The sequence below is a fragment of the Sphaerisporangium rufum genome, from assembly GCF_016863395.1.
Lineage (GTDB): Bacteria > Actinomycetota > Actinomycetes > Streptosporangiales > Streptosporangiaceae > Sphaerisporangium > Sphaerisporangium rufum.
On record NZ_BOOU01000080.1, the window covers coordinates 1 to 12383 of the forward strand.

The 12383-nt window shown below is 71.5% G+C and carries 9 protein-coding genes; 5 read left to right on the forward strand and 4 right to left on the reverse strand.

Going from position 1 to position 12383, the window contains the following annotated elements:
- Together Sru01_RS28545 and Sru01_RS28550 are read right to left on the reverse strand one after the other, a co-directional pair.
- Positions 1 to 569, reverse strand: a 569-nt coding sequence (locus Sru01_RS28545) for an NADH-quinone oxidoreductase subunit C (RefSeq protein WP_203991934.1), incomplete at its 3' end; no start/stop codon positions are given.
- Entirely contained in the window at positions 566 to 1081 is a 516-nt protein-coding gene (locus Sru01_RS28550) for an NADH-quinone oxidoreductase subunit B (RefSeq protein WP_275412222.1), read from the reverse strand. The genes Sru01_RS28550 and Sru01_RS28545, both read right to left, overlap by 4 nt.
- Positions 1082 to 1438: 357 nt before the next feature.
- Between Sru01_RS28550 and Sru01_RS36655 the strand changes: the two genes are divergently transcribed.
- From Sru01_RS36655 to Sru01_RS28560, 3 genes are all read left to right on the forward strand, one after another.
- Positions 1439 to 1516, forward strand: coding sequence for a putative leader peptide (locus Sru01_RS36655; RefSeq protein ID WP_373869552.1), 78 nt, complete (start codon positions 1439 to 1441; stop codon positions 1514 to 1516).
- 239 nt (positions 1517 to 1755) lie between these two features.
- The gene (locus Sru01_RS28555; protein ID WP_203991937.1) at positions 1756 to 3609 is read left to right on the forward strand and encodes a 2-oxoacid:acceptor oxidoreductase subunit alpha; all 1854 of its coding nucleotides are present in this window, start codon (positions 1756 to 1758) and stop codon (positions 3607 to 3609) included.
- A gap of 25 nt (positions 3610 to 3634) precedes the next feature.
- Positions 3635 to 4678 carry a 2-oxoacid:ferredoxin oxidoreductase subunit beta gene (locus Sru01_RS28560; protein ID WP_239137811.1) on the forward strand — a complete coding sequence of 348 codons (1044 nt, stop codon included), beginning with the start codon at positions 3635 to 3637 and terminating at the stop codon, positions 4676 to 4678.
- Positions 4679 to 4738: 60 nt separating this feature from the next.
- On the opposite strand, the gene Sru01_RS28565 is transcribed toward Sru01_RS28560, so the two are convergent.
- Positions 4739 to 6568, reverse strand: coding sequence for a DUF4082 domain-containing protein (locus Sru01_RS28565; protein WP_203991941.1), 1830 nt, complete (start codon positions 6566 to 6568; stop codon positions 4739 to 4741).
- A 189-nt stretch (positions 6569 to 6757) separates the two neighbouring features.
- The gene (rfbC, locus tag Sru01_RS28570) at positions 6758 to 7366 is read right to left on the reverse strand and encodes a dTDP-4-dehydrorhamnose 3,5-epimerase (RefSeq protein WP_203991943.1); all 609 of its coding nucleotides are present in this window, start codon (positions 7364 to 7366) and stop codon (positions 6758 to 6760) included.
- A 151-nt stretch (positions 7367 to 7517) separates the two neighbouring features.
- On the opposite strand from rfbC, the gene Sru01_RS28575 reads away from it, so the two are divergent.
- Complete coding sequence (locus Sru01_RS28575; RefSeq protein ID WP_203991946.1) at positions 7518 to 8177, forward strand: class I SAM-dependent methyltransferase; 660 nt, start codon at positions 7518 to 7520, stop codon at positions 8175 to 8177.
- Positions 8178 to 8338: 161 nt separating this feature from the next.
- The gene (locus Sru01_RS28580) at positions 8339 to 12382 is read left to right on the forward strand and encodes a DUF4082 domain-containing protein (RefSeq protein ID WP_203991949.1); all 4044 of its coding nucleotides are present in this window, start codon (positions 8339 to 8341) and stop codon (positions 12380 to 12382) included.
- Position 12383: the final 1 nt, after the last annotated feature.

Consider the following 12383-nt stretch of genomic DNA (forward strand, 5'->3'; position numbering starts at 1 on the left):
GCGCGCGGGCCGCGCACCGGCGGCGGCACCCCGGCGCCGGGGCCCCAGCCGGCCGGCACGCCCGGCGGCAGGGTCTTGCGGCGGCTCGGCGACCCCTGGCCGGACTCGCCCGGCTCCTTGGCCCCCGGCCACGGCCGGGCGACCCGCGCGGCGAGCACGAAGTCCTTGCGCAGCGGGTGGCCCTCGAAGCCGTCCGGCAGCAGCAGCGGGACGAGGTTCGGGTGGCCCGCGAAGACCACGCCGAACATCTCGAAGGTCTCCCGCTCGTGCCAGTCGGCCCCCCGGTACAGGCCGGTGGCGGTGGGCAGCCGGGGGTCGGCGCGCGGCACCCGGGTGCGGGCCAGCAGGTGCCGGCGCCGCGCCGGGTCGAACAGGTGCGCCACCACCTGGAACCCCTCCGGCGGGTCGTCCACCCCGGTCAGCCAGTCGAAGAAGGCGAAGCCGAGCTCGTCGCGGGCGAAGGCGAGCATGTCGAGCCAGCGGGCCGCCACGACGTCCACGGTGGTCTCGCCGAACGACTCGGTGATCTCGGCATCGGAGCCGAACCGCCCGGCCAGCGCCGCCTTCACCGGCCCGCCTCCGGCCGGCGATCGCCGGCGGGCGCGACCGCGATCTTGTCCTGGAGCTTCATGATGCCGTGCATCAACGCCTCCGGCCGGGGCGGGCAGCCGGGGACGTACACGTCGACCGGGATGAGCTGGTCCACGCCCTTGGTGACGCAGTAGGAGTCCCAGTAAGGGCCGCCGGAGTTGGCGCAGGCACCGAAGGAGATGACGTACTTGGGGGCCGGCAGTTCCTCGTACAGGCGGTGGACGGCGGACGCCATCTTGTCGGTCACCGTGCCCGAGACGATCAGCAGTTCGGCCTGCCGGGGGCCGCCGGCGAACGGCAGGACGCCGAATCTCATGAAGTCGGGCCGGCTCGTCGAGGTGGCGACGAACTCGACGGCGCAGCAGGCCAGCGCGAAGTTGAAGACCCACATCGAGTAGCGCCGCCCCCAGTTGACGACGAAGCGCATGGGCCGGGGCGCGAGCTCGGAACCCGGGCCCACGGTCGGCATCGGAAGGTCGGTGGCGGCCACCCGGCCATTCTCCTCCCTCCGCCGGACCGGATCGCATCCAGGCGGCCCGCGCCGGAGGCGCACCGGCTGCCGGACGGGCCGGCCGGACGCGCGTCCCGGCCGGCACGGCGGGCCGTCGCCCGACCAAGTGCTGACAGATCTCTGACAGCACCAGTCCCTCCAGGGGTACATCTTCGTCACCTTCTACCGCCCGCCGGCACGCGACGGCGGCGATCGGGGAAGGTATCCGGGCACGTCGAGGGGGATACCACCGGAACACCAGACGGCCACGATGGGCCCGGCGCATGCTCTGGGTGACATGTGACACCCTGATTCATCGGAGGAAGGAACGTATAGTTGGGCAGCGTGACCAGGAACGTGCTCTACTCCCGCTTGCACGTTGATCTGTGCCGCCTCGCCGGAGGGCTGTGTAGCTCGGGCCGCCTTCGACGGTGACCCGGGACGCCCCCGATCTCGGCCCGGGCATGCCACGCCCGGGCGCCGTCGCCCCGCCGGGACCCCCGACGACGTGGGAATCTCCGCGCGACCGAGATGGTTGCACCACGTCGGGAGACCGGCCCGCCCCCTGTTCGACGCGCATGCGTAAAGAAGCCCGCGCAGCCCTAGGGATCTAGCATGGAAATGTACATGTGCCACGAGCGACGGCGCCCAGACGCGTCGAGGAGGACCGAGCTGTGACCAAGCAGGTTCAGCAACTCGACCGCGTGATCATCCGATTCGCGGGCGACTCCGGCGACGGCATGCAGCTGACCGGTGATCGCTTCACGGCGGAGACCGCGGAGTTCGGGAACGACGTCTCCACCCTCCCCAACTTCCCGGCCGAGATCCGCGCCCCGGCCGGCACCCTGCCCGGCGTGTCCAGCTTCCAGCTGCATTTCGCCGACCACGACATCCTCACCCCCGGTGACGCGCCCAACGTCCTGGTGGCCATGAACCCGGCGGCGCTGAAGGCCAACCTCGGCGACCTGCCCCGCGGCGCGGACATGATCGTCAACACCGACGAGTTCACCAAGCGCAACCTGCAGAAGGTCGGCTACGCCGCCAGCCCGGTCGATGACGGCTCGCTCGCCGAGTGGCGGGTGCACGCGGTGCCGCTGACCTCGCTGACGGTCAAGGCCCTCGAGGGCTTCGACATCTCCAAGAAGGACGCCGAGCGGGCGAAGAACATGTTCGCGCTCGGCCTGCTGTCCTGGCTGTACCACCGGCCGACCGAGGCGACGGTCAAGTTCCTGCAGGGCAAGTTCGCCAAGAAGCCGGACATCGCCCGGGCCAACATCGCGGCGTTCCAGGCCGGGTGGAACTACGGCGAGACCACCGAGTCGTTCTCGGTGTCCTACGAGATCAAGCCGGCCAGCCTCACCCCGGGCGTGTACCGCAACATCTCCGGCAACCAGGCGCTGGCCTACGGCCTGATCGCCGCCTCGGTGCAGTCGGAGCTGCCGCTGTTCCTCGGGTCCTATCCCATCACCCCGGCCTCCGACATCCTGCACGAGCTGTCCAAGCACAAGCGGTTCGGCATTCGCACCTTCCAGGCGGAGGACGAGATCGCCGGGGTGGGCGCCGCGCTCGGCGCGGCGTTCGGCGGCGCGCTCGGCGTCACCACCACCTCCGGGCCGGGCGTGGCGCTGAAGGCCGAGACCGTCGGCCTGGCGGTCACCACCGAGCTGCCGCTGATCGTGGTGGACGTGCAGCGGGCCGGCCCGTCGACGGGCATGCCGACCAAGACCGAGCAGACCGACCTGCTGATGGCGCTGTACGGCCGCAACGGCGAGTCACCGGTGCCGGTGATCGCCCCGGCGACCCCGTCGGACTGCTTCGCCGCCGCGCTGGAGGCGGCGCGGATCGCCGTCAAGTACCGCACGCCGGTCATGCTGCTGTCGGACGGCTACCTGGCCAACGGCTCCGAGCCGTGGCGGCTGCCGGAGATCGACGACCTGCCGGACCTGCGGGTGGAGTTCACCACCCAGCCGAACGGCGACGACGGCGAGACCTACCTGCCGTTCAAGCGCGACCCGCGCACGCTGGCCCGGCCGTGGGCGGTCCCCGGCACGCCCGGCCTGGAGCACCGGATCGGCGGCATCGAGAAGGCCGACGGCTCCGGCAACATCTCCTACGACCCGGACAACCACGACCTGATGGTCCGGCTGCGCCAGGGCAAGATCGATGGGATCGCCCGGGACATCCCGGCGCTGGAGGTCGATGACCCCGACCGCGACGCCCGGGTGCTGGTGCTCGGCTGGGGCTCCACCTATGGGCCGATCGCCGCGGCGGTGCGCCGGGTGCGGCGGGCCGGCGGCAAGGTCGCCCAGGCCCACCTGCGCCATCTGAACCCCCTGCCGGCCAACACCGGCGAGGTGCTCCGCTCCTACGACAAGGTCCTACTGCCCGAGATCAACCTCGGCCAGCTCGCGTTGCTGCTGCGGGCGCGCTTCCTGGTCGACATCATCAGTTACAACCGCGTGCGCGGCCTTCCGTTCAAGGCCGAAGAGCTGGCCGGAGTGATCCAGGACGTGATCGACAGTGAGTGATATCGCGACGAACGGGCTCCGTTACGTGACCCCCAACGGGGGCACCGGGCTCACCCTCGTCCCCCGTACCGACGAGAAGCAGACGCTCAAGGACTTCAAGAGCGACCAGGAGGTCCGCTGGTGCCCGGGGTGCGGCGACTACGCCATCCTGGCCGCCGTGCAGGGCTTCCTGCCCGAGCTCGGCCTGCGGCGGGAGAACATCGTCTTCGTCTCGGGCATCGGCTGCTCCTCCCGGTTCCCCTACTACCTGAACACCTACGGGTTCCACTCGATCCACGGTCGCGCGCCGGCGATCGCCACCGGGCTGGCCGCGTCCCGGCCGGACCTGTCGGTGTGGGTGATCACCGGTGACGGCGACGCGCTGTCCATCGGCGGCAACCACCTGATCCACGCGCTGCGCCGCAACGTCAACCTGAACATCCTGCTGTTCAACAACCGGATCTACGGGCTGACCAAGGGCCAGTACTCGCCGACGTCCGAGGTCGGCAAGATCACCAAGTCGACGCCGATGGGGTCGCTGGACCGGCCGTTCAACCCGATCTCGCTGGCGCTCGGCGCCGAGGCGAGCTTCGTGGCCCGCACGCTCGACTCCGACCGCAAGCACCTGCAGTCGGTGCTGCGCGAGGCGGCGGCGCACCGGGGCGCGAGCCTGGTCGAGATCTACCAGAACTGCAACATCTTCAACGACGGCGCCTTCGACCAGATGAAGGACCCGGCGCTGCGCGACGACATCACGCTGCGCCTGGAGCACGGCCTGCCCATCGTGTCGGCGTCCAAGGCGGTGCGCCGGGCGGCGAACGGCGGCATCGAGGTGGTGGACCGCGCGTCGGTGGCCGAGGACGAGATCCTGGTGCACGACGCGCACAACCCCGACCCCTCGGTGGCGTTCGCGCTGTCCCGGCTGGACGAGCCGGCGTTCGAGCACGTGCCGCTCGGCATCTTCCGGTCGGTCGACCGGCCGGCCTACGACACGCTGATGGCCGAGCAGCTGAAGGAGGCCGAGGGCACCCGCGGCCCGGGCGTGCTCGGCGACCTGCTGCACGGCGGCGACACCTGGCGCGTCGGCTGACGATGCGGATGGGAAGGGCCCGCCACGGACGACCGTGGCGGGCCCTTTCAGTTCAGTCCATCAGCCGCCGGCGGGGACGGGCTTGCCGTCCTCCCAGACGTTGCCCGACCACTCGTTGCCGGAGCCGTTCTTGTCCCAGTAGGCGACCGGGCCGTTGTAACCGCCCTTCGGCCACACGTCCTTGCTGAACACGTTGCCGACGACCTTGATGTTGGCCGAGGTGCCCTTGCTGCCGCCGCCGCCGTACAGCGAGTAGCCGCCGCCGGCCAGGAAGTTGCCCTCCACGGTGACGTTGCGGACCACGCCGAAGTCCTGGAACAGCGCGATGGCGCCGGTCTGCTCCAGAGTGTTGATCACCGTGTTGCCGCGGATGACCAGCTTCGCGCCGGACGGCGGGCCGCTGGTACACATGATCATGTCGGTGTGGTCGCCCGAGTAGTACTTGGGATCGTGGAGGTAGGAGTCCTCGATCAGGCCCTGCTCGGTCAGGATGCCGTTGCTGATCGTGTGGATGTCGACCCGCCGGACGGTGAGATCGCCGCCCTGGTTGATGATGCCGAACTGGGTGCGCTGGCGGCCGTTGCCGAAGATCTCGCTGTTCTCGACCTTCAGCCCGCTCTTGCCCTGCCGCTGGATGATGCCCCATTCGCCGGGCGCGGCGGCCACCCGGGTGTTGCGGATGGTCACGTTGTCGGCGGCGACGTTGATCTCGCCGCGGACGTCCATCCCGTCGATGACCGTGCCGTCCTTGGTGATGGTGATCGACTCGCTCGACTTGAGCGAGGTGCCGGCCGGCACCCCGGTGTCGCCCGGGCCGGGGAAGTCGCCGGTGGAGGGCGGCGGGCCGGACTGGGTCGGCTTGGCGGTGGGGGTCGGCTCGCGGGTCGGCTGCTTGGTGGGGTCGGCCGTCAGCGAGGGACGCGGCGAGTGGCTGGGGGTCGCCGTCGGCGTGCGGTCCGGCGCGCGACTGGGCGTCGCCGACCGGCTCGGCGTGACCGGCGCGCTCGGGGTGGCGGGCCGGCTGGGCGTGGCCGACCGGCTGGGCGTCACCGGCGTGCTGGGCGTCGCGGTCACCTCACCGGTGGCGCTCGGCGTCGGCCCGGTGGACGGGGTGCCCGCCGCGTCACCGGTGGGCGTCACGGTGGGCGTCACAATGGGCGAGGCGGGGCCGGTGGTCGGCCGGTGGCCGTGGCGGCGCTCCCGGTGCCGGAAGATCACGTCGACGAAGTAGTTGACCCGCTTGCGGTGCACCCGCGAGGGGAAGGCCGTCCGGCCGGAGGCGTTGAACACGCCCGCCTCGGCGGTCAGCGGCCCCGCGGTGACCGGCCGGTCGAACCCGCCGGGCGCCGCGACGTACCCGCCGCGGGAGGTGTGGTAGGAGACGGTGTAGGTGCGGCCCGCGGTGATCGGCACCGGCCGGTCGAACATCGCCTGCTGCCAGCCGCTGCGGCTCTCGCCGGTGAAGGCGACCTTGGCCAGCAGCCGGCGGTCGGCGTCCCACAGGCTGCCGCGGTGCCCGCCGGTCTCGCCGGCCGGCTTGTAGAAGCGGACGCCGGCCACCTCGCCGTCGCGGCTCGCGGTGAACCGGGTGCCGAGCTCCAGCGGGGTGTTCTCCACCCGGGCCTGGGCCTTGACCTTCTTCGACTTCCACAGGCTGGTCTGCAGGGTGACGTCGGCGGCCACCGGCGCGGCCAGGACGGGCCCGGCGGCACCGCGCGGCTCGTCCCGGTTCAGCAGCACCACCGTGCCGGTCGCACCGAGGACGCCGGCCGCGGCCACCATGGACAGCTTGCCGATCAGGGGAACGCGGGCGGGGGCTCCGGATCGGGAACGCGAGGACGCCGCGCGGCGTCGTGCGCGCGGCTCCTCCGGATACCGGGGGTTGCTCACTGGTACAGCCTCCAGGTCCGGCCGCGCTCGCCGGACTTCGGTCGTGTTTCAGCGCGAGGCCATTGTTGCGGTTGGGAAACGACGCGACAACCGCAACCCCGTTATTTATCTGGTAATCGGTGAAATTGGGTATGGTGAGTCAGTTTTTTTCGGCTTTTATCGGCCGATCGTGTGGACCAGAACCGCGGCTCAGCCCACCGGCGCGGAGCCGGCCGCGCCGGCGTAGAGCGCGAGGCAGTCCTCGTATCGGGGAAGCACCCCCAGCGCCACCGCCTCGGCCAGGTTCGGCGCCGCCGCGTCCTTCGCCGACAGCACCGGTGCCACCTCGGGTGGCCATTCGATGCCGAGGGCCGGGTCCAGCGGGTGCACCTCGTGCTCGCGGCCGGGTGCGTAGGACGTCGAGCACAGGTACATCACGGTCGCCTGGTCGGTGAGCGCCATGAACGCGTGGCCGAGCCCTTCGGAGACGTACAGCGCGTGCCGCGACTCGTCGTCCAGCCGGACCGCCTCCCAGCGGCCGAACGCCGGCGACCCCACCCGCAGGTCCACCACCACGTCGAGCACCGCGCCGCTCACGCAGGTGACGTACTTGCCCTGGCCGGGCGGCACGTCGGAGAAGTGCACCCCGCGCAGCACCCCGCGCCGGGAGACCGAGCAGTTGACCTGCGCCGCGTGCAGCGGGCGGCCGGCCACCTCGGCGAACCGGCCGGCGTGGAAGACCTCCAGGAACGTGCCGCGGTCGTCGCGGTGCAGGTCCGGAGTGACCAGGTAGGCGTGCGGGACGCTCAGTTCCTTCATGGGGCCAGGGTGCCACCTTCCGGTCACGGTGCGCTATCGAAGGCACCGCGCCGTGCGCAGCCGTGAACTCCGTCTGAGATAGTTGTGCCGTCTCGTTGGAACGTGCCGACCCCGCCGAGGCGCCGCCCCCCGCTCTCCGCCTAGGAGTGACATGAGCCGCCTGAACGCGCTGCGCAGCCGCTTCGTCGACGCCCCCGACTCCCTCGGGGCCAAGGCCAGGGCCCGCCGCTGGCAGTGGTTCGCCCAGAGCTTCCCCGACCTCGAGAGCATGTCGGTCATCGACCTCGGCGGCACCGCGAGCGCCTGGCTGCGCGCGCCGGTCCGCCCGGCGCACGTGCAGATCGTCAACCTGGAGAAGCCGCCGGCCGACCTGCCCGGCTGGCTGCGGGCCGACGTCGCCGACGCCTGCGACCTGCCCGAGCGCATCGCCGCCACCCGATACGACCTGGTGTTCTCCAACGCGGTCATCGAGCACGTGGGCGGGCACCTGCGCCGCCGGCTGTTCGCCGACGCGGTGCACCGGCTGGCCCCGCGCCACTGGGTGCAGACGCCGTACCGCTACTTCCCGGTGGAGCCGCACTTCCTGTTCCCGTTCTTCCAGTACCTGCCGATCGCCGCGCGCACCACGCTGCTGCGCCGCTGGCCGCTGGTGCACACCCCGACCTCCGACCGGGAGGCGGCGCGCGACATCGTGATGGAGGTGGAGCTGCTCAGCATCACCGAGATGCGGCACTACTTCCCGAGCTCGGAGATCCGGTTCGAGCGGCTCGGCGGCCTGGTCAAGTCGGTCATCGCGGTGCGGAAGAGGTAGGACGGCGTGACCCGCGGGCGTCAGGTTCGATTACAGCTGTGACGCAGGGGGTTTCCCAGGTAAACCGGGGTCGCGGGCCGCACGTCGATTCGTCGGGACCACGCTCGTGCGTGAGCACCACCGGGGACCACCCCCCTGTCCTTCCAGCACGTGGGAGCACCATGAAACCGCGCAACGCCGCGCGCCGGCATCGGTCGGCCATCGCCGCGGCAGCGTTGACACTGGCCGCGCTACTGTCGGCCCCCGCCGCCCCCGCACAGGCACTCGGCCCGTGCGACGCCGGCGGCAATAAGATCACTTGTGAGAACAGCCTGACCGGCAACGACCGCAGCGAGTGGGACACCGACCCGCGCGGCACCGTCGAGGGCTACGCGGACCAGATGAGCGTCAACCTCGGCCAGACGGTGAACTTCAAGATCCGTTCGGCCGCGCTGAACCTCCAGGTCGACATCTTCCGGATGGGTTACTACGACGGGAAGGGCGCCCGGAAGATCACCTCGGTGCCGGCCACCACCTCGGTCTCCCGCAACCAGCCGAGCTGCCCGGTCAACGCCACCACCGGCGAGGTCGCCTGCTCCTGGGGCACCGTCGCGAGCTGGACCGTTCCGCCGACGATGGTGTCGGGCATCTACTTCGCCCACGTGGTCCGCCAGGACACCGGGGACGACACGCATGTCGTCTTCGTCGTCCGCGACGACGCGCGCCAGTCCGACCTGCTGTTCCGCACCTCCGACAGCACCTGGCAGGCGTACAACTCCTGGGGCGACATCCCCGCCACCGAGGACAACCCGAACAAGGTGCTCAACAGCCTGTACCGCGGCGACAGCGTCGCCGCGCCCGGCCGGGCGGTCAAGGTCAGCTACAACCGGCCGTTCAACACCCGCGAGTCGACGCCCTGGGGCCGCGACTTCGTGTTCGCCAACGAGTACCCCATGGTGCGCTGGCTGGAGGCCAACGGCTACGACGTGGCCTACCAGGCCTCGCTGGACGCGGCCCGGGCGCCGGGCGCCCTGCTCGGCCACAAGGCGCTGCTGTCGGTCGGGCACGACGAGTACTGGTCGGGCGAGGAGCGCGCCGCCTTCGAGGCGGCCCGCGACAACGGCGTCAACCTCGCCTTCTTCAGCGGCAACGAGGTCTACTGGAAGACCCGCTGGGAGAGCTCCTACCGCACGCTGGTCTCCTACAAGGAGACGCACGCCGGCGCCAAGATCGATCCGGCGCCGAACGTGTGGACCGGCACCTGGCGCGACCCGCGGTTCAGCCCGCCCGCCGACGGCGGCCGGCCGGAGAACGCGCTCACCGGCCAGCTGTTCACCGTCAACTGCACCACCTCCGACAACGGCTGCCAGGCGATCGGGCTGACCGTGCCCGCCGCCGACGGCAAGATGCGCTTCTGGCGCGGCACCGCCGTCGCCGGGCAGGCGACCGGTTCGATGACCATCCCGGGCGTGGTCGGCTACGAGTGGGACGAGGACCTGGACAACGGCTCCCGGCCCAGGGGCCTGGTGCCGCTGTCCACGACCACCTCGATGGCCGAGCAGCGGCTCATCGACTGGGGCACCAACGTGGCCGCGCAGAACGCCACGCACCGGATGACGCTCTACCGGGCGCCGAGCGGCGCGCTGGTCTTCGGCGCGGGCACCGTGCAGTGGAGCTGGGGGCTGGACGGCGAGCACGACTCCTACGACGAGACCGACTACTCTGACATCCGGATCAAGCAGGCCACGGTGAACCTGTTCGCCGACATGGGCGTGCAGCCCAAGTCGCCGGCCGCCGGGCTGAGCGCGGCCACCAAGTCGGCCGACGCCACCGCCCCCACCGCCGCGATCACCTCGCCGGCCGCCGGGGCCACCGTGAACAACGGCTCCACCGTCACCGTCAGCGGCACCGCCGCCGACACCGGTGGCCAGGTCGGCGCGGTCGAGGTGTCCACCGACGGCGGCACCACCTGGCACCCGGCCGCCGGCCGGGCGAGCTGGACCTACTCCTGGAAGGTCACCGGGGCCGGCGCCACGACCCTCAAGGTCAGGGCGGCCGACGACAGCGGCAATGTCGGCGCCGAGACCTCCCGCGCGGTGACCGTCGAGTGCCCGTGCGGCCTGTTCGCCGGCGCGACCGTCCCGGCCAACCCCGCCGAGAACGACGGCAGCCCGCTGGAGCTCGGCGTGCGCTTCGTCCCCTCGGTGAACGGCTACGTGACCGGGGTGAAGTTCTACAAGGGCACCGGCAACACCGGCACGCACACCGGCACGCTGTGGAAGTCCGACGGCACCCCGCTGGCGACCGGCACCTTCTCCGGCGAGAGTTCCACCGGGTGGCAGAAGCTGGAGTTCGCCTCGCCGGTGCGGGTCGCGGCGGGCACCGAGTACGTCGCCTCCTACTTCGCGCCGAACGGCCACTACGCGGCGGATGCGGACTTCTTCCGCTACCGGCCGCTGGTGAACGCCCCGCTCACCGCGCCGGCCACCACCGCGTCCGCCGGCAACGGGATCTACCGGTCGGGGGCCGGCTTCCCCGACCAGACCTACAACGGCGGCAACTACTACGTCGACGTGGTGTTCACCGTCAAGGACATCTACCCGCCGGCGGTCACCGCGGCGGCCCCGGTGCCCGGCTCGTCCAGCGTGCCGCCCGCCGTCCAGCCGAAGGTGACCTTCGGCGAGCCGGTCCAGGCGGGCACCACGACGTTCACCCTGAAGGACGCCACCAACGCCGTCGTCGCGGGCACCGCGTCGCTGGACGCGAGCCGCACCACGCTCACGTTCGCGCCGGCCGGGCCGCTCGGCGCGGGCGAGCGGTTCACCGTCGCGGTGACCGGTGCCAAGGACGACGCGGGCAACACCATGACCCAGCCGTACACCTTCGCCTTCACCACGGCGAAGACCTGGACGGCCGGGGTGTGCCCGTGCACGGTCTGGCCGGACGTCACCGTGCCGGACGTGCCGGCGGTGAACGACGGCGGCTCGGTCGAGGTCGGGGTGAAGTTCCAGGCCTCCTCGGACGGCTTCATCGAGGGCATCCGCTTCTACAAGGGCCCGGGCAACACCGGCACGCACACCGGCACGCTGTGGTCGGGGACCGGCGCCGAGCTCACCTCGGCGACGTTCAGCGACGAGTCCACCCAGGGCTGGCAGGAGGTGTACTTCGGCACGCCGTGGCCGGTGACCAAGGACACCACCTACGTCGCGTCCTACCACGCGCCGAACGGGCGGTACGCGGCCACCTACAACGGCCTGGCCGGCGCGGTCCTCGCCGCCCCGCTGCGCACGCTGCCCGGCACCACCGGCGGCGGCAACGGCGTCTACAAGTACGCGGCGACCAAGGCCTTCCCCGACCAGTCGTGGGCGGCCACCAACTACTGGGTGGACGTGATCTACACAAAGCTCGCCGACACCACCGCCCCGTACATCACGCTCAAGTCCCCCGACCACGGCGGCACCGGCGTGGCGACCGGCACCGCGGTGACCGCGACGTTCAGTGAGGAGATCCAGGCCGGCACCGCGGCGATCACGGTGAAGAACGCCGCCAACCAGGCGGTGGCCGGGACCGCGTCGCTCAATGCGGCGCGCACCCTGCTGACCTTCACCCCGAACGCGCCGCTGGCGCAGAGCACCACCTACACGGCCACGGTGACCGGCGCCAAGGACGACGCCGGCAACACCATGACCACCACCTCGTGGTCCTTCACGACCGGCGGCCCGGCGAGCTGTCCCTGCTCGATCTGGGCGAGCAACGCCGTGCCCGCCAACCCCTCGACGGCGGACTCCTCCGCGGTCGAGGTGGGGGTGAAGTTCACCGCCGAGATGGACGGCAAGGTGACCGGGGTCCGCTTCTACAAGGGCGCGGGCAACACCGGCACGCACGTCGGCAACCTGTGGGGCGCCACCGGCACCCCGCTGGCCACCGGAGTGTTCCAGAACGAGTCGGCCTCCGGCTGGCAGACGCTGCAGTTCGCCGTCCCGGTGGACGTGGTGGCCGGCCAGGTGTACGTGGCCTCCTACCTCGCGCCGAACGGGCACTACGCGGGCGACGGCGGCTACTTCAACACCGGGCCCACGGTCAACTCGCCGCTGAGCGCCCTGGCCAACGGCGGCCCGGCCGGCGGCAACGGCGTCTACCGGTACGGGTCGGACTCCGGTTTCCCGGCCGCCAGCTACAACGGCGCGAACTACTGGGTCGACGTGCTGTTCACCCCGGCGAGCTGAT

Coding starts and splice junctions, on each gene's coding strand:
- Sru01_RS28580 (WP_203991949.1), top strand. CDS start 8,339: ATGAAACCGCGCAACGCCGCGCGCCGGCATCGGTCGGCCATCGCCGCG.
- Sru01_RS28575 (WP_203991946.1), top strand. CDS start 7,518: ATGAGCCGCCTGAACGCGCTGCGCAGCCGCTTCGTCGACGCCCCCGAC.
- rfbC (WP_203991943.1), bottom strand. CDS start 7,366: ATGAAGGAACTGAGCGTCCCGCACGCCTACCTGGTCACTCCGGACCTG.